The organism is Pseudoalteromonas sp. MMG033 (assembly GCF_057197785.1).
In genome coordinates this window covers 4,923,408-4,939,389 of the sequence record NZ_CM170070.1, presented here as the reverse complement: position 1 = coordinate 4,939,389, position 15,982 = coordinate 4,923,408, and the positions used below count along the sequence as shown (strand labels likewise).

At 41.8% G+C, this 15,982-nt stretch carries 16 protein-coding genes and 1 pseudogene; 14 read left to right on the top strand and 3 right to left on the bottom strand.

All coding sequences use genetic code 11. The features are described 5' to 3' along the window. Positions 1-18 precede the first annotated feature (18 nt). From fliS to AC2CZC_RS21370, 13 genes are all read left to right on the top strand, one after another. Positions 19-447, top strand: coding sequence for a flagellar export chaperone FliS (gene fliS / locus AC2CZC_RS21430; protein WP_235408399.1), 429 nt, complete (start codon positions 19-21; stop codon positions 445-447). Then, positions 437-724, top strand: a complete 288-nt coding sequence (locus AC2CZC_RS21425) for a hypothetical protein (RefSeq protein ID WP_484583351.1) — start codon at positions 437-439, stop codon at positions 722-724. The genes fliS and AC2CZC_RS21425 overlap by 11 nt, the downstream gene beginning before the upstream one ends. Then, the gene (locus tag AC2CZC_RS21420) at positions 714-2,837 is read left to right on the top strand and encodes a motility associated factor glycosyltransferase family protein (protein ID WP_484583350.1); all 2,124 of its coding nucleotides are present in this window, start codon (positions 714-716) and stop codon (positions 2,835-2,837) included. The genes AC2CZC_RS21425 and AC2CZC_RS21420 overlap by 11 nt, the downstream gene beginning before the upstream one ends. Before the next feature lie 3 nt (positions 2,838-2,840). Further along, positions 2,841-3,323, top strand: a complete 483-nt coding sequence (locus AC2CZC_RS21415; RefSeq protein WP_484583349.1) for a GNAT family N-acetyltransferase — start codon at positions 2,841-2,843, stop codon at positions 3,321-3,323. 70 nt (positions 3,324-3,393) lie between these two features. After that, positions 3,394-4,716, top strand: coding sequence for an aminotransferase class III-fold pyridoxal phosphate-dependent enzyme (locus tag AC2CZC_RS21410; protein WP_484583348.1), 1,323 nt, complete (start codon positions 3,394-3,396; stop codon positions 4,714-4,716). Between the two features lies 1 nt (position 4,717). Continuing rightward, complete coding sequence (locus AC2CZC_RS21405; RefSeq protein ID WP_484583347.1) at positions 4,718-5,482, top strand: cytidylyltransferase domain-containing protein; 765 nt, start codon at positions 4,718-4,720, stop codon at positions 5,480-5,482. Continuing rightward, complete coding sequence (gene pseI / locus AC2CZC_RS21400) at positions 5,472-6,599, top strand: pseudaminic acid synthase (protein ID WP_484583346.1); 1,128 nt, start codon at positions 5,472-5,474, stop codon at positions 6,597-6,599. Before AC2CZC_RS21405 ends, pseI begins: the two co-directional genes overlap by 11 nt. A gap of 1 nt (position 6,600) precedes the next feature. Further along, positions 6,601-7,983, top strand: coding sequence for an FAD-dependent oxidoreductase (locus tag AC2CZC_RS21395; RefSeq protein ID WP_484583345.1), 1,383 nt, complete (start codon positions 6,601-6,603; stop codon positions 7,981-7,983). Next, positions 7,976-8,950, top strand: coding sequence for a hypothetical protein (locus tag AC2CZC_RS21390; protein ID WP_484583344.1), 975 nt, complete (start codon positions 7,976-7,978; stop codon positions 8,948-8,950). The genes AC2CZC_RS21395 and AC2CZC_RS21390 overlap by 8 nt, the downstream gene beginning before the upstream one ends. Then, positions 8,937-9,605, top strand: a complete 669-nt coding sequence (locus tag AC2CZC_RS21385) for a class I SAM-dependent methyltransferase (protein ID WP_484583343.1) — start codon at positions 8,937-8,939, stop codon at positions 9,603-9,605. Before AC2CZC_RS21390 ends, AC2CZC_RS21385 begins: the two co-directional genes overlap by 14 nt. Continuing rightward, the gene (locus AC2CZC_RS21380) at positions 9,569-10,519 is read left to right on the top strand and encodes a DegT/DnrJ/EryC1/StrS family aminotransferase (RefSeq protein WP_484583342.1); all 951 of its coding nucleotides are present in this window, start codon (positions 9,569-9,571) and stop codon (positions 10,517-10,519) included. The genes AC2CZC_RS21385 and AC2CZC_RS21380 overlap by 37 nt, the downstream gene beginning before the upstream one ends. Then, the gene (locus AC2CZC_RS21375) at positions 10,516-11,148 is read left to right on the top strand and encodes a class I SAM-dependent methyltransferase (RefSeq protein WP_484583341.1); all 633 of its coding nucleotides are present in this window, start codon (positions 10,516-10,518) and stop codon (positions 11,146-11,148) included. The genes AC2CZC_RS21380 and AC2CZC_RS21375 overlap by 4 nt, the downstream gene beginning before the upstream one ends. Next, complete coding sequence (locus tag AC2CZC_RS21370; protein ID WP_484583340.1) at positions 11,145-11,867, top strand: WbqC family protein; 723 nt, start codon at positions 11,145-11,147, stop codon at positions 11,865-11,867. The genes AC2CZC_RS21375 and AC2CZC_RS21370 overlap by 4 nt, the downstream gene beginning before the upstream one ends. 44 nt (positions 11,868-11,911) lie before the next feature. Here AC2CZC_RS21370 and AC2CZC_RS21365 read toward each other — a convergent pair. From AC2CZC_RS21365 to pseB, 3 genes and pseudogenes are all read right to left on the bottom strand, one after another. Continuing rightward, a pseudogene (locus AC2CZC_RS21365) lies at positions 11,912-12,798 on the bottom strand (aldo/keto reductase). Further along, a complete protein-coding gene (gene pseC, locus AC2CZC_RS21360) occupies positions 12,795-13,946 on the bottom strand; it encodes a UDP-4-amino-4,6-dideoxy-N-acetyl-beta-L-altrosamine transaminase (RefSeq protein WP_484583339.1) in 1,152 nt (383 codons plus the stop codon). Before pseC ends, AC2CZC_RS21365 begins: the two are co-directional and overlap by 4 nt. Then, complete coding sequence (pseB, locus tag AC2CZC_RS21355; protein ID WP_484583338.1) at positions 13,943-14,944, bottom strand: UDP-N-acetylglucosamine 4,6-dehydratase (inverting); 1,002 nt, start codon at positions 14,942-14,944, stop codon at positions 13,943-13,945. The genes pseC and pseB overlap by 4 nt, the downstream gene beginning before the upstream one ends. Before the next feature lie 224 nt (positions 14,945-15,168). Between pseB and AC2CZC_RS21350 the strand changes: the two genes are divergently transcribed. Next, positions 15,169-15,957, top strand: coding sequence for a flagellin N-terminal helical domain-containing protein (locus AC2CZC_RS21350; protein ID WP_484583337.1), 789 nt, complete (start codon positions 15,169-15,171; stop codon positions 15,955-15,957). Positions 15,958-15,982 lie beyond the last annotated feature (25 nt).

Below are 15,982 nucleotides of genomic sequence, written 5' to 3'. Positions count from 1 at the left end.
CACTAAGGAGCCGTTTTTATGTATAACGCAAAAGTTAAAAATTATCAGCGTGAGGCACTGAAAACTCGAGTTGCAGGTGCTGATAGATACGAGATAATTCAAATGCTGTTAGGTGGTGCTATTGAAAAATTGGTCTTGGCTAAAATCTCGATTGAGAAAAAACAGTTAGAGGCAAAAGCGGAGCATTTATCTAAGGCGTCGGCGATTATTGAAGCGCTACGCGGTTGTTTGGACTTTGAGGTCGGCGGTGAAGTGACTGAAAACTTGTATGCACTTTATAGCTACATGATTGACAGGCTGCTAGACGCGACGATTCAAAATGATCCTGAAATGGTTCAAGAAGTATCCCACTTATTAAAAGAGATTAAATCTGCGTGGGATGCAATCCCGCAAGATGTAAGAATGCAGACAATGCAAGATTACGGTGCAGATGCGAATGTCGGATAGTAGTGAGTATCATCGCTTAAAAGTGGCTTTTGATACTTTTGAGCAGCAGCTAGAAAAAAATGTTGATAGTACGCTGGGCTTGTATGATGAGCTCAGTGAAGAAATTAAACAATTATTCAGCAACCCAGAGGTTTCGACCGAAGAAAAAGCGGCGTTGTTGACTCGCCATGGACAAATCATAGAAAAGGTTGAACAAAGCCGAGAAGATATTAAGTTGCAATTGATCCGCTACAACACAGGCCAGAAAAAAATAAAGAAGTACTACGATGTCAAATAACTTGCACGATAAAGACTCCATCCCAGAACAACTGCAAGATCTCGAAAAACAGATTCAGGATTTAGATCATCAGCAACAAGCCGAAGAAGCATTTATTGATGCGGCAAATGATTTATTCAATAAAAACATTCAAGCCTTTTCAAAATATTTCCCTGACATTGCGGAAAAGTTTGCTAAGCATGACCCATCAGAGAAGTTTAATCTTTTTTTGACGCCAAGTGGGCAAGCAAACCTCATTGATTATGACACAGGTGTGCCAATATATGGCGATACGCCGATAGAGCAGTGTCATCAGCAGGTTGATGAAATACTAAAACAGCCAATCATTGGCCGAGTCGATCATAGTGCGATTTCGAGTATTAAGAATGAAACGGGCTTTAAGCACATTACCTTGATGCAAAATATAGGTAAAGTCTACGATGAAGCCAAAGCAACGTTACCCAAAAATGACCGCGCATGTAAAAAAATGCCCAGTATGATCATTTTTGGTGTGGGCTTAGGTTACTTTTTAGATCGATTAATTGAACAAGTCACGGCCTCATACATAACCATTCTTGAACCAAACGAAGACTATTTTTTTGCAAGTTTATTTACTTTTGACTGGGCGCAATTCTTAAACAAAGTAGATCAAGACGGTAGTTTTTTATATATTTCGGTCGGTGTTTCAGAACAAGAGATGTATCAATCTCTTTATGATAGAGCATCTCAAATAGGTGCGTTTAGTATATCGACGGCAGTATTTTATCAGCATTACCCTTCGAAGTTGATGAATGAACTGATTAAAGAGTTTAAAACTAACTTCCATCGTTTCTTTATGGGGTGGGGCTTTTTCGATGATGCATTATTAAGTATTGCGCACACCGTCCAAAATTTTAAAAAGCCAGTATCGATCCTTAACCCTAAATCGAAAGGGGTTGGGCCTGAACTGAATTTTCCTGTTTTTATTGTCGCCAACGGTCCTTCTTTGGATAATGACGTTGCGTTTATCAGAGAAAATCAGCACAAGGCGCTTATAGTTGCTTGTAACTCTGCCACCACAGCATTACTTAAAGAAGGCATTATCCCTGATTTTCACGTGGCTCTTGAACGAACAAAAGCGACAGAGGATTTATTGACAACGTTTATCAGCGAAGAACTCAGGCAGAAGATTAACCTGCTGGTTTTAAACGTAATGTATCCCAAAGTATTGGACCTATTTGGTTGGTGCGGTGTGGCATTAAAAGGTAACGAAGCCGGTACTTCTTTGTTTCACATCTCCGAGTTTATAAAGCATAAACGTATTACAAGTACGCTCGGTTACAGCAACCCGCTCGTAGGTAACACTGCGTTGAGTTTTTTCGGTAGTATGGATTTCAAGAGCATCTATTTGTTTGGTGCCGATAATGGTTATAAAGATCCCAACCATCACCATTCAAAAAACAGCTACTACTACTCTAAAAGTGGTGAAACGGTATATGAGCCGTTAAAGATGGGGGGAGAGCTGCACGTTGAAGGGAATTTTGGTGGCGTAGTCACAACAGATCACTTTATGCATACAGGTAAAGTGCAGATGGAACGCTTCATTGATTCCAAAAAGGATGCCGATATTATGGTGTTTAATTGTAGTGATGGCACCAAAGTCGAGGGGGCCTTCCCGCTTCACTCTGAAGATATCATGTTTGAAGAATCAAGCTTTAGCAAAGAGCAAGTGATCAACTTCGTCAAAAATAAAGTATTCACTTCAAGCAACAACGACACTGAGTTAGAGTCGTTTCTTGATTTTGACGAGTTCGACGAAATGTGTCACGTGATGGCTGAAATACTGGAGGAGCCCGTTTCAAACAGGGGGGAAGCACTTGAGCAAATTCTAAAAAGTCTTCGCTATTTATTCTCTTTTAAGCAACACCCTCGGTATACGCATTTTTACCTTTTGATGGAAGGCGAGTCTTTATATGTTACGTCGGTGCTCCTATCTACTCTATATAATTTTGGTGATGACGAAGAAATAATGCCGTTGTACTTGAATGCGAGGCAACTATGGGCAGACTTTATTAAAGAAGCACCAGATGAATATAGGGCACGTTGGAACGAGTTAAGTGACTATAGTTTTGACTACTCACAATCAGAGGTCTAGCTTATGTTAGAACTAGCAACAGAGAGATTTGTACTAAAAAAACTAGGTGCGGAAGATGTATCAGAAACCTATTACAATTGGTTTTTTAATGCTGAAAATGCGCAGTATATCAGTTACAGACCAACCTCTGTTGCAGAGTTAAAAGAATATGTAAAAGACCGTGAAATTAAACAAGATTGCTTGCTATTGGGTATTTATCATGATGGCAAGCACATCGGTAATATTAAATATGAACCCATTGATGTGAGTAAGAAAACTGCAGAGATGGGTATTTTTATTGGTGAGCCCGATTGGCAAGGAAAGGGTGTAGCAAAAGAAGTCATTCATGCTGTAAACTTGTTCTTGAATAAAAAGTGGGGGATCCAAGACATTCACTTGGGGGTCGATTATAAAAATCAGCCTGCCATTTCAGCCTATGAAAGATTGGGGTTCAAAATAACATCCCAATATCCAACCTATTATATAATGAGCCTTGAACTAACATAGTAGCCTTAATGAATTAAGACGGCTGCATGAGTGTTCGGGTCAATCTTCAAGTTATTCTTTGGTTATCAAAATGGAAAGTAAAAAAAATTCAGGTGCAACTCTATGGGAAAAGGCGAAAAAGATAATCCCTGGAGGCAATCAGCTATTATCGAAAAGAGCTGAGATGTTTCTTCCTCAGCAATGGCCTGCATACTATAAAAAAGCCCAAGGATGTGAAATTTGGGACTTGGATGACAAGCATTATTTAGACTTTTCTATTATGGGCATTGGAAGTTGCTCATTAGGTTACGCTCACCCTAAAGTAACCGAAGCGGTTGTAGAGGCCGTGCAAATGGGGTCTATGTCGAGTTTAAACTGCTATGAAGAAGTTGAACTAGCTGAAAAATTGATTGAAATACATAGTTGGGCTGGTGGCGTTAGATTTACACGCACTGGTGGCGAATCCTGTGCTTTAGCTATTCGTATTGCTCGCTCTTACTCGGGCAAAAATAAGGTGGCATTTTGTGGCTACCACGGCTGGCACGACTGGTATTTAGCAACCAACCTTGCCGATGGAGATAAGCTCAAAGAGCAGCTACTTCCGGGCCTCTCACCAAGTGGTGTTCCTCAACAGCTAATTGATACTGCACTACCTTTCCACGAGGGGGACCTTGAGGGGTTTGATGCACTGTTATCAGAGCATGGTGATGATTTGGGGGTCGTAATGATGGAAGTATTCAGGCACGGAATGCCTGATTTAGAATTTATCAAAGCGGTAAAATCACGTTGTGAGAAGCATGGCATAGTCCTCATTTTCGATGAAATATCTTCTGGGTTTAGGCTAAATGCAGGGGCAGCGCACCTACTATTCGATATTCACCCTGATATTTGTGTACTTGGTAAAGCAATGGGGAATGGCCACCCAATTGGAGCGATTATCGGTAAGTCTGAGGTAATGGATGCTGCGCAGCAGTCGTTTATTAGCAGTACATATTGGACTGAACGTGTGGGGTTTGTTGCCGCATTAAATACACTGGCTGCTTTTGAACAAGAGCAAGTGAGTGAGCAGCTAAATAAGACGGGTCACCATCTAAAAACTAATATGGCAAAAATTTGTCAGGACTTACAATTTGAACTCCAGTTAATAGGCGTTGACAGCGTACCAATATTGGTTTTCCCGGGTGAACAGGCCCTTGCACTCAAAACGCTATATACGCAAGAGATGCTAAAAAGAGGCGTGTTAGCCGCCAATGTTATTTATGTATCAATGGGTCATACACCAGCACACTGTGAAACCTTCTTAAACGCCTTTAAAGAGGTTATCGGTATTTTAAAGCAGGCCCAAGACAAAGGGGATGTGCTTGATTTACTCGATGGACCCGTGTGCCACAGTGGATTCCAGAGGCTGAATTAATATGGTGAAGACGGTAGCATTTATCCAAGCGAGGATGGCATCTTCTCGCTTACCTGGTAAAGTTTTAAAGCCGCTCAATGGTTTGCCGGTCATTCTGCATTTGATAGAGCGTTTGAAGCAAGCTTCTCGTGTTGACAGCATTGTTGTGGTGACTTCGGTCAATCAGGAAAATGACGTATTGTGCGATACGCTCAATGCTGCGGGTGTCAATGTTTTCCGAGGGAGTGAAGATGATGTACTGGCCCGTTTTTGTGAAGCCTTAAAGGTTTATCCCGCAGAACGAGTGGTCAGACTGACCGCTGATTCTCCTTTCATTTGTCCTGAGATAGTCGATCAACTTATAAATCGCTTTGAACAAAGCGACGCTGATTATGGGTATTTAAATGAGTCATACCCCGAAGGTGTCGATTGTGAGGTGGTACGTTCAACGACGCTTCAAACCGTGAGTCAACTGGCGACACGCGCGTCAGAAAGAGAGCATGTAACCTTATACCTTTTTAATCACCCTGATTTTTGCAACATGGTAGAACTGTGTAACGAAACACAGGATAGCCACTACAGATTTACTTTAGATACGCACGAAGATTGGCAAGTTGTATCCGCAATGGCGGAACACTTTAACACTGAAAGCTTGGCTGTTAATTACGAGCAAATAAAGCAGTTTTTCGACACAAATCAAAGTATTTTTGAAATAAACCAGCATATTATTAGAAATGAGGGGCTAGAAATCTCCTTGCAAAAAGAGAGTGAAGCAAATGAACACTAAACCATCTCTAACAATTAATAAAACCAAAATAGAGGGGGATTCTCCTTGCTACATCATTGCGGAAATGTCTGCTAATCATGGAGGCAGTTTAGAGAAGGCAATATCCCTTATCAATGTTGCCCATAGAGCTGGGGCAAACGCGATTAAGTTGCAGACTTACACGGCAGATACAATCACTTTAAATTGTACAAAGGATGACTTTTTGCTGCCGAGTGGCAACGCATGGGAAGCACATCATTCTTTATACTCTTTGTATCAAAAAGCCTACACGCCATGGGAGTGGCACAGCGCACTTTTTGCTGAAGCTCGCAGATTAGGCATGGATATATTCTCTAGCCCCTTTGATACAACAGCGGTTGACTTGTTAGAGAGCTTAGACGTCCCAGCGTACAAGATTGCGTCACCTGAAATAACCGATATAGGCTTGCTCTCTTACGTTGCAAAAACTGGCAAGCCCGTTATTTTATCAACCGGGGTGGCACAGTATGAAGACATCCGTTTAGCCGTTGAGACTTTACGTGAGCATGGTTGCAATAATATTGCCGTTTTAAAGTGCACTACGGCTTATCCAACACCACTTGATGAATGTAACTTGAGAACGATCCCGGATATTGCGAAGGAGTTTAATTGTGTGGCTGGGTTATCAGATCACACTGAAGGAACCCTAGTGCCAGTTACAGCTGTAAGTGTGGGGGCAAAGATTATCGAAAAGCACTTCGTTGATAGCAGCGAAGATGATTCTGTTGATGCATTTTTTTCGTTAGATGCTCAGGCATTTACGGATATGGTTAATGCAGTGCGTCAACTTGAGTCAGGAATAGAGCCAAAATATACGCCGGCACAGCAGCAGCAAATAGAGCTAGCGCTTGGGCGCATCAATTATGATATTACTGAGTCGGCGCAGAAAAATATCCTGGCCAAACGTTCTTTATATATATGTAAAGACCTGCCAGCAGGGCATATACTCGAGGAAGGAGACATCCGCTCGGTGAGACCTGGGTTTGGTGCCCACCCTAAGTTTTTACCCCACTATCTTGGTCAGACTCTCAAACAAGCTGTGGAGCTGGGAGATAGGGTAGGTCCAGATCTTATTGAGGGGGCCATAGAGGAGTGTTGATATGAGCAAGTGTGTTGTAGTCGGCGGGGGCGTTTGTGGGCTACTCGCTGCGTATTTGTTGAAAAAACATGGTCAAGATGTCGTGTTGATTGAACAAGCAGAAGAATGCGGTGGCCTACTTCGATCTGTGACCGATGCATCTGGTCATTACTATGATCAAGGTTCACACATCCCCAATTTGTCGGGCGTTGCTGAATTAGATGACTTTTTATTCGGCCCAGAGCAAGCTCGTCAACATAGTTGGGTAAGTATTCCTGAGCTGATGACGGGAAACTACTTCCAAGGTGCTTGGGATCTTCAAACACAAACCATTGATGCTCGAAAGCTAAATAAAGAAGACTACTTGGCAGGTATTGCACAGTTGCTGGCGAATGAAAATGTATCTCAGGCAGACAATATCGAAGAGTACTGTAAAGAGACGCTCGGATCCTTATTTTTCGAAAAGTTAGTGAAGCCAGTTATTGTTAAACTATACGGTGAACAACCTGATTATACCCAACTTTCGGCACGAAATAGCATCAATTATTTTGGCGCATCTCGTATTTTAGCATTTAACGCCGATATCACGGATAAGTTGAAGCAGCTCCCTGTTTTTGATGCAAAACTGGGTTATCACAACCGGCTTGACTATGCCAAGCGTCTGCAGCAGGATGGCGCTAAAGACTATGCGTATCTGTATCCAAAGTCACCTAAAGGCAGTCAGTATTGGGTGGACTATTTGGTCGACAAAGTGACCTCTGCGGGTGTAAAAATAGAAAATAATTTGAGCGTATCTGAGTTAAAGCGTGAGAACAAAAACATTACCTCACTCACATTGAGTGATGGACGTGAGCTTGCTTGTGACTGGGTTTACTGGAGTGCACCTCCCATTTTTGCATTGAAGTTATTGGAGGATTATAAGAGCCGCTGTCGGCCTAATTTCCGTACTGCAAACATTTTCCATTTTACTTTTGATGCGCCTTTAAAAAATACGGAGTCGCACTTGTTGTGGAACTGGGACCCACGTTCTAGCATTTTTAGGATCACTATGTATCCCAACCTCAACGGTAGTCGCGCGCACTCTATCTCTGCGGAAGTCTTGAGTAGTGCTGATGAAGCAAAAGAAATTAAGCAACAGGATATTTTACAGGCACTGATTGAAATGGACTTGGTGCCCAAAGAAGCGAGTTTGCTAGACTCAACGACACAGGTAATACACAACACTTTCCCAGTACCTACAAAAGAGTTTAATCAAGAAGTGAGCGCACAGTTTGAGCATTTAGGATCCTTGGTGAATAATCTCTGCGTATCAGGTAGGTTTAGTGGTAAGTTATGGTTATTAAATGATATTCTCCATGATACTTACACTAAGATAAACAAAACGTTTGGGGAAGTGAGTGCCTAAAAAAGCCATTTTTGTATGTGATGGTACCAGTCGAGTTGGATTTGGACATTTTTCACGCTGTTTGACCATCGCATTGGAAATGTCTATACACAAGGTTGATATTGAGTTCTGTGGCGAATTCGATGGCTTCGCAATGGACTTACTCAAGGGATCTGGTTTTGATGTTGTGCCCAAGTCGTCTCTGATGAGGGGCGATTTGATTATTGCAGATAGTTATCTGTTTACAAAAACCTTATTAACACAGTTAAAAGAGCAATGTCAGCGTTTAGTTGTACTAGATGATTTCGATATGTATCGCTACGACTGTGTAGATTTGCTCGTCAACTTTCGATTTAACGCGCAGTCGTTTGTTAAAAATACAAGTCAACATGTACTGGGTGTTGAGTATTTTCCTTTTAAGCAAACTTTTGTTGATATTCGTAAGGCACATTTGTCCAAACCACAACCGGTTGTGGAAGTTAAACGTGTGTTATTGGTATTGGGCGCGTCTGACCGTTTTAATATTACAGAAACACTACTTTGCGCGTTAGATAGTGTACTAAGTGCAAGTACTATCGTTGTCCTATCAGCAGAAACGCCCTGTGTTACTTTGGAAAATAATTCAGTGATACACCGCACGTTTACAAAAGACATGGGCAAATATTATCGAGAATCAGATGTCGTGATCAGTGGCGGTGGCTCTATAAAATATGAAGCTGGATTTTGCATGGTTCCCAATGCAGCGGTCTCTCAAACTGCGGAGCAGCAAGCCGACACGAAACTACTACAAGGTGGAGGTATCTGCTTTGATGTCGGCTTGGCAGAAGCATTGCTAGAGAATCCTTCGGTACTAGAGGCGCAGCTCAAGGTGTTTTTGAGTAAAGCGACGCGCAAAAAGCAAATTCAGCAACTAGCACATGTGTATGACTTAAACTCAACGCGTAATTTGGTGAATATAATATTGGGGTCAAGAAATGTCTCATCATGAAAAAAAGCAGGCTTGGCATCAGCAAGCAAGTGATAGCGATGTGAAGAAGCAAGTGGGTCGACTCGCAGATGACATAATTTGGCAGAAGCTTGCCGACAACATCAACCAAAACCTGCAATTAAACAGTCAAACGGAAATACTCGACGTCGGTTGTGGTAATGGCTATTTATTGTCACTACTTAATGTTGACAAAAATCTTGTATATGGAATTGATTTTGCTGAAAACATGGTAAAAGAAGCCAAAGAAAGATTTCCTCATGGCCACTTTGCGCAAAGTGAAGCATGTCATATTCCTTACAACAAAAAGTTTTCACGTATTCTGTGTTATAGCATTTTTCATTATTTCCCTTCACAGAGTTATGTAGAGCAGGTGCTAACCGAGTTTATAGAACACACTGAGCCTGGTGGCACGATCCTTATTGGTGACCTGTTAGATAAACAGTTTGAACAGGAAATAAAACAAAGTAGCGATCAAGAAATAGAGTCCGCTATCCCCATTATTCATCGTTATTCTCAATGGTTGTTTGTTGATGTTATTAAGTTGGTAAAGTGGCTTGAGAACGATGACAGATTAGCCCGTATTGAAATTCGTCAGCAGCCAAAAGACTTTAAATTATCATGGTACAGAAAAGATCTCCTAATCACTTTGAAGTGACTTTGAGCCAGTTTTTTGGCATGCACTCAAGTTTTTTAACGCGCTCTGGCAGTACCGCGATTATTGTGGCGATGCAGGCAAATCATGTAGCTCCTGGAAAAGAAGTCATTGTGCCTGCTAGTTGTTGTCCTATAGTACTTTTTTCTTTGCAGATGGCAGGATATGAAGTTGTGCTTGCGGATGTGAGTGCAAGTACTTTGAATTGCCGGGCAGAAGATATTAAACAAAGGCTTTCGGCCAATACCGGCGCAATTTTGGCCGTACATGGCTATGGGAGATATTGTGATATCGAGGCGATTATTCGTTTAGCGCAAAAGCATGCTATTCCGGTTATTGAAGATGCTTGTTTGGCGTATGGTGGTCAGCTAAATGGCAGGCCTTTAGGGGGGATTGCGAGTACCTCTGTTATCAGCTTTGGTTATGACAAGCCAATTTCCATGGGATTTGGGGGGGCTGTTTTAACAAATGATAGTGAAGTCGCATCGAGAATACCGAGTATTTTAGAGAATAATGTATTTTTTCAATTTCAATGGTTAGATAAACTCGATGATTTAGCGCATGAGTTTAAGAAACTCCCTAGTTATACAAGTAACCGGCTTCGTAATATTGCATGGGTGCATGACAAGATAATTAACCCTGCTTTTGTAAAGCTGGATATGAAGGAGCAAATACCCTATTGGCGCTATCCGGTCTTAATTGATAGTAATGACAGGGCGCGTTTCCTGTTATTTGCAGAGGCTAAAGGTCAGGTATTTACGCACCATTATCAGAGCTTGGGTACCATGATGACACAGAGTAATGTACCCGTTGCAGATGAAATTGGTCGACAAATCCTCAACATATTTGTCAAGTCGCAAACACCTAATAGTCAGCTAATCGCCATGGTTGATACCATCAATGAGTTCGAAATATGAGCCCCGAAGAGTTAAAAAATTATTACCAATCACTTTTTCGTCAGCATGGAGAAAGTGCGGCAGCTGTGCAACATGTCTCAAAAGATGCGCAATATGTGCGTTTTCAAATATTCAGCGAGTTTATTGACACGTCTGACAGTCTCATTGATTTAGGCTGTGGATTAGGTGATATGTTGGTTTACTTGAGAAGTCATAATCATACCGGAAAGTACTTGGGGTGCGACTTTGTTCCAGAGTTTATTGAAAACTCACAAACTAAGTTTGAAAAAGATGAAAGTGCTACATTTCAGGTGATGGACATCATAAACGATGAGATACCAAGAGGGTACGATTATATTGTGATGAGCGGCATCTTCAACAATGTACTAAATTGCAATGAGTCTTTCTTGCGAAACACCATTAATGCAGCATTCAAGGCAGCCAATAAAGGGGTGATCTTTAATGCCTTGTCTACATTTGTTGAATACCAAGATAACAGCTTATTTTATGCAAACCCATTAGAAACGTTTGAATATATTAAGCGCCACATAACGCCTTATGTCACCTTAAAGCACGACTATGTGACTAAACCGGGTGGGTTTCCATATGAATTTACGATGGTAATGAGTAAAGAAGGCGTTCCGGCATGATTTTATCTGTAATGCAACCTACTTATATCCCTTGGATGGGCTACTTTGATCTGATTTTAAACGCAGATAAATTTGTTTTTTTAGATGATGTGAAGTTAGAGAAAAGTGATTGGCATGTCAGAAACAGAGTTAAGTCTTCTCAAGGGGAGCAGTTACTGTCTCAAGTCGTTTCGACGCCAAAGGGGAGAATGGCAAGTGTTATATGTGAAACCTCATTTAAAAGTGGTCACCCTTGGCGCGTTAAGCATTTAAAGTCATTTAAAACGAATTACGCTAAAGCAGCCCATTTTCAGACCACCTTTGATGTGATAGAAGCGTACTACGAAACGGAAATCGACAATTTAGCAGACTTTAATATTGGATTGATAAAGCTGTTTATGTCACAGCTAGAAATCTGTACTCCCTGTTATAGAACGTCTCAGCTTCCTAATATATCGGGTGCAAAAGATGAGAGGCTTGCAAATTTATGCCGATACTTTGGCGCAGATAATTATGTATCGCCTCTGGGCGCGAGAAATTATATTGACAAAGCCAATCCGGGCGGCGCCCTTGCAAAATCGGGTATTCAGGTAGGTTATCAGCAATTTGAACACCCAATCTATCCACAGCTTTATGGTGAGTTTGTATCCCACCTGGGCATAATCGATGCGTTATTCAATTTAGGGGCAGAACAAACGCGTGAACTAATAGAGAAAGGGCATAATGCTCCGATAGTGTGAGCTTTGCAGATAATCCGGTTAGGGAGAGTGTTTAGTGCTGCTGCCTAACCAATATTCCAGTGAGCGGGGTTAGTAAGTTGGCTATCTGAGACAGACACATCAGGGAGTAACTGTCTGCTTAATTGCTCAGCCTGATGATAGGCAGACAGTATTTGCTGCAACTCTAGCTCGCTATTGACCCCAATGACGACTTTATCAATCTCATCTTGTTTTAGTACGTAAGCTAGGGCAAGTTCAAGTGGGGACACGGCAAACTCAGTGGCAATGTTTTTGAAGTTTGTAAGTTGCTTCTGCCATGGGGCAAAGTAACTTGGGACATTTTCTAGTGCCATTAAAAGTAGGCCTTGTAAAAATGCAGAGCGTACGTGTACTTCTATATTGCGTGCGTTGAATTTTTTTAAATACCCTTCGCTTTCAAAAAAGGTGTCAAATGCATTAAAGGGGAGCTGAACTAACCCTATACTTTGCACAGACAACAAATCATCCATGTTATCGTGAGAATAGAGGGACACGCCTATTTTCCGAATTTTCCCTGTTTTTTGAGCATCTCTAAGGAGTCCAAAAGCGCTCTATTGCCTGCTTTGATAATATCACCCGATTGATGAAATAAAACTCCGTATATCTCTTCACAGTGGAGTGTGTCGAAACTATTTAAGAGCATATTTTGATATTCTTCACATGAGTCACTATCAAAGTTTGGTGCATGTAATGGGGGAAGCTTGGTAACAATGTTGAGGTGTTGGCAAACGTGCCTTAACTCCCCCAGCACTGTGTGGCTCTGACCATAAGCAATTGCGGTATCTATAACGTCGATATTTGATTGTGCTGCGAGTCTGAGAATTTTTTCCACTTCATCCAAAGGGGGCTGCCCAGAGCGATTACTGACGCCGTAATCTAGGCCAAACTGAACGCTTCCTAGCGCAAGCCTCATGCCAGTGCCTCAGATAATACAGACAGGACTTGATCTTGCTCCTCAAGGGTCAAGTTCGGGTGCAAAGGGAGCGTAATCGCTCTTGCATAGTACTCTTCAGCATGCGGGAAATCGCCATGTCTGAAGCCCCTCTCTTGATAGTATGGTTGAAGGTGAATCGGTATATAGTGCAAGTGTCCAACAATGTGATTGCTTCGCAGTGTTTCGATAACCGCTCTTTGCTTTTTGCTGGATTGTTTGTCGAGTAAAATCACGTACAAATGATATGCTGAGTAGCATTGGTCGCTTTGTAACAAGTGTAAACACGTATCAGGCAGCTTTTCAGTATAGCGTTTTGCCAGCTTGTTTCTTTGTGCAACAAAATCATGTAGGCGCTGTAGTTGACTTGTCCCTAAAGCAGCTTGCAGATCGGTCATTCGATAATTGTAACCGAGTTGATGTTGCTCATAATACCAAGGCCCGTGGCTTTCATACTTCAATTGTTCAGCTTTGTTTGTAATACCATGGCTTCTCAAAAGTGCCGCTTTTTCAGCTAGGGTTGCGTTATTGGTCGTTAGCGCACCGCCTTCGGCTGACGTAACAATTTTTACAGGGTGAAAGCTAAAGACTGTAAAATCAGAATATTGACAGTTACCTACATATTGAGATTGGTATTGTGCACCAATAGCATGAGATGCATCTTCGATAATAGAGAAACCATATTCGGCACTCAGTTTGTGTATTGCTTGCATGTCACAAGATTGACCTGCGAGGTGAACGGGAATGACTACTTTGGGCAAGGTATTATTTGCTTTGGCTATTGCGAGTCTTTTCTTTAAATCGTCAACGGACATATTGCCGGTTTCAGTTTCCACATCGACAAAGTTGACATCGGCACCGCAATACAGTGCGCAGTTAGCGCTTGCAACAAATGAAATTGGTGACGTCCAAACCGTATCACCAGGGCCTACCCCAAGTGCAAGACATGCAATGTGCAGTGCTGACGTAGCACTGTTCAATGCGACGCAGTAATTAACGCCACATAAGTTTGCAATTGCGGACTCGAACTCAGGGACTTTCGGCCCCTGGGTTAACCAATCTGATTTAAGTACGTTCAGTACTGCGTCGATATCGGCTTGGTTTATGTCCTGTTTTCCATATGGGATCATTTCAAGGCACTCTGATTAAATGCTTTGATTTCATCAACAGTTAGATAATGGTCATTGTTCAAAGAATTGTACTCAAAGTTCATAGTAACCTGTTTGCCTTTTTCTTTGATTGCATTGACGGTGAAATCATTGCTGCGACTGCTGAACTTAATGCCTGGCGCAATGACGAAGTATTCATCAAATTCGTACGTATTAAAGCAGAGGTCCGCGGGGCACATCACTTCGTGAAGTTTTTCGCCGGGTCTGATACCAATGATTTTTTGAGGTAAGTTTGGTGCCATCGCTGTTGCTAAATCGGTTATCTTAATTGAGGGGATCTTAGGTACGAAAATTTCACCGCCCAACATTCTTTCAAAGTTTTTCAGAACAAAATCAACACCCTGCTGCAGACTGATCCAAAACCTAGTCATATCTGAGTGTGTAATGGGCAAATGATCAAGACCTTCGTCAATAAACTTTTGGAATATGGGAACCACAGACCCTCTAGAACACACGACATTACCATATCTGACCACCGAGAAAATCGTGCGATGTCCTCCTGCAATATTGTTTGCGGCGACAAATAATTTATCTGATGCTAACTTTGTGGCACCGTAAAGATTGATAGGGTTTGCGGCTTTGTCGGTGGATAGGGCAATGACTTTCTCGACATCATTATCCAGCGCTGCTTCAATGACGTTTTCTGCGCCGTTTATGTTTGTTTTAATACACTCCATTGGATTGTATTCAGCAGCAGGAACTTGCTTGAGCGCTGCAGCATGGATCACGTAGTCGACGCCTCTCATTGCTCGCTTCAATCGGTCCTTATCTCTTACATCACCAATAAAGTATCTCATGCAAGGTTGATCGAAGACTTGCTGCATTTCAAATTGCTTCAATTCATCACGTGAAAAAACGATGATTTTCTTAGGCTTATAGCGATCTAGTAAGGTCTTAACATACTTTTTGCCGAATGAGCCCGTACCACCAGTTATCAGAATGGTTTTGTTGTCGAACATAATAATCACCAAAGGTGTAGTTTATTCTTTACATGTTCGCAAAAATGGACGTGTAAGGAATAAATATCAAGATAAAATTTTGCTATTACTCAATACTTTATATCACTTTATAAAATTTTGCAGTAAATTAAGCGCAATAACTCATACTCTACATTCTAAGCTGAGTGACTTTTGAGCATTATGGGAGTAGACTAAAGGGATAGTAGTTTGAATTGGAGGCTAAAATGCAGATAAATTCCCCTTCTAACTCGTTTTTAAATAAAACAACACAAACCAGCAATAAGCAAAATGAGCAACTTGCAACAGGTAAAAGAGTCAACTCGGCGGCAGATGATGCCGCGGCATTGCAGATAATTAATCGGTTAACTTCGCAGCAAGAAGGGTACGGTCAGTCTATCCGAAATGCTTACGACGGGATTTCATACAGCCAAACTTCTGAGTCTGCATTATCAGGTGTGGGCGATGCTGTTAGTCGAATCAGAGAACTTTCAATACAAGCCGGTAATGGCGCATTAACGGATAGTGACAGACAAGCTTTGCAAGACGAGGTGACGCAGCTTCAGGCTCAAATTACAGATACGTTTGAGAACACGACATTTGGCGGAGCTCCCTTGTTTGACGGCCAACAAGCGAACTTTCAAGTCGGTCCAGATGCAAATACCACTCAAAGTTTTACGCAATCCGATAGTTCTGTTGCAGCTGGTATTTTAAGCGTTGATATCTCAACTCAAGCGGGTGCGCAAGCCGCCATTACAGCTGCGGATCAAGTCGCTAAAGATGTGAACACACAGCGTTCGCAGTTGGGCGCATTTGAAAACACATTGAACAGTACCATTCGAGGTTTAGGTAATCAAAGCGACAGAATCGCTGAAAGTCAAAGCCGTATTGCTGACACAGATTTTGCGCAGGTGGCTGCTCAAAGGTCTGCAAATGATATTTTATCGCAAGCATCTATTGCACTGCGGGGACAAGCTAACCAATCAGCATCATCGGTACTTAACTTACTGCAGTAATAATTAATACTATTGTATTGATTGA

Coding starts and splice junctions, on each gene's coding strand:
- fliS (WP_235408399.1), top strand. CDS start 19: ATGTATAACGCAAAAGTTAAAAATTATCAGCGTGAGGCACTGAAAACT.
- AC2CZC_RS21425 (WP_484583351.1), top strand. CDS start 437: ATGTCGGATAGTAGTGAGTATCATCGCTTAAAAGTGGCTTTTGATACT.
- AC2CZC_RS21420 (WP_484583350.1), top strand. CDS start 714: ATGTCAAATAACTTGCACGATAAAGACTCCATCCCAGAACAACTGCAA.
- AC2CZC_RS21415 (WP_484583349.1), top strand. CDS start 2,841: ATGTTAGAACTAGCAACAGAGAGATTTGTACTAAAAAAACTAGGTGCG.
- AC2CZC_RS21410 (WP_484583348.1), top strand. CDS start 3,394: ATGGAAAGTAAAAAAAATTCAGGTGCAACTCTATGGGAAAAGGCGAAA.
- AC2CZC_RS21405 (WP_484583347.1), top strand. CDS start 4,718: ATGGTGAAGACGGTAGCATTTATCCAAGCGAGGATGGCATCTTCTCGC.
- pseI (WP_484583346.1), top strand. CDS start 5,472: ATGAACACTAAACCATCTCTAACAATTAATAAAACCAAAATAGAGGGG.
- AC2CZC_RS21395 (WP_484583345.1), top strand. CDS start 6,601: ATGAGCAAGTGTGTTGTAGTCGGCGGGGGCGTTTGTGGGCTACTCGCT.
- AC2CZC_RS21385 (WP_484583343.1), top strand. CDS start 8,937: ATGTCTCATCATGAAAAAAAGCAGGCTTGGCATCAGCAAGCAAGTGAT.
- AC2CZC_RS21380 (WP_484583342.1), top strand. CDS start 9,569: ATGGTACAGAAAAGATCTCCTAATCACTTTGAAGTGACTTTGAGCCAG.
- AC2CZC_RS21375 (WP_484583341.1), top strand. CDS start 10,516: ATGAGCCCCGAAGAGTTAAAAAATTATTACCAATCACTTTTTCGTCAG.
- AC2CZC_RS21370 (WP_484583340.1), top strand. CDS start 11,145: ATGATTTTATCTGTAATGCAACCTACTTATATCCCTTGGATGGGCTAC.
- pseC (WP_484583339.1), bottom strand. CDS start 13,946: ATGATCCCATATGGAAAACAGGACATAAACCAAGCCGATATCGACGCA.
- pseB (WP_484583338.1), bottom strand. CDS start 14,944: ATGTTCGACAACAAAACCATTCTGATAACTGGTGGTACGGGCTCATTC.
- AC2CZC_RS21350 (WP_484583337.1), top strand. CDS start 15,169: ATGCAGATAAATTCCCCTTCTAACTCGTTTTTAAATAAAACAACACAA.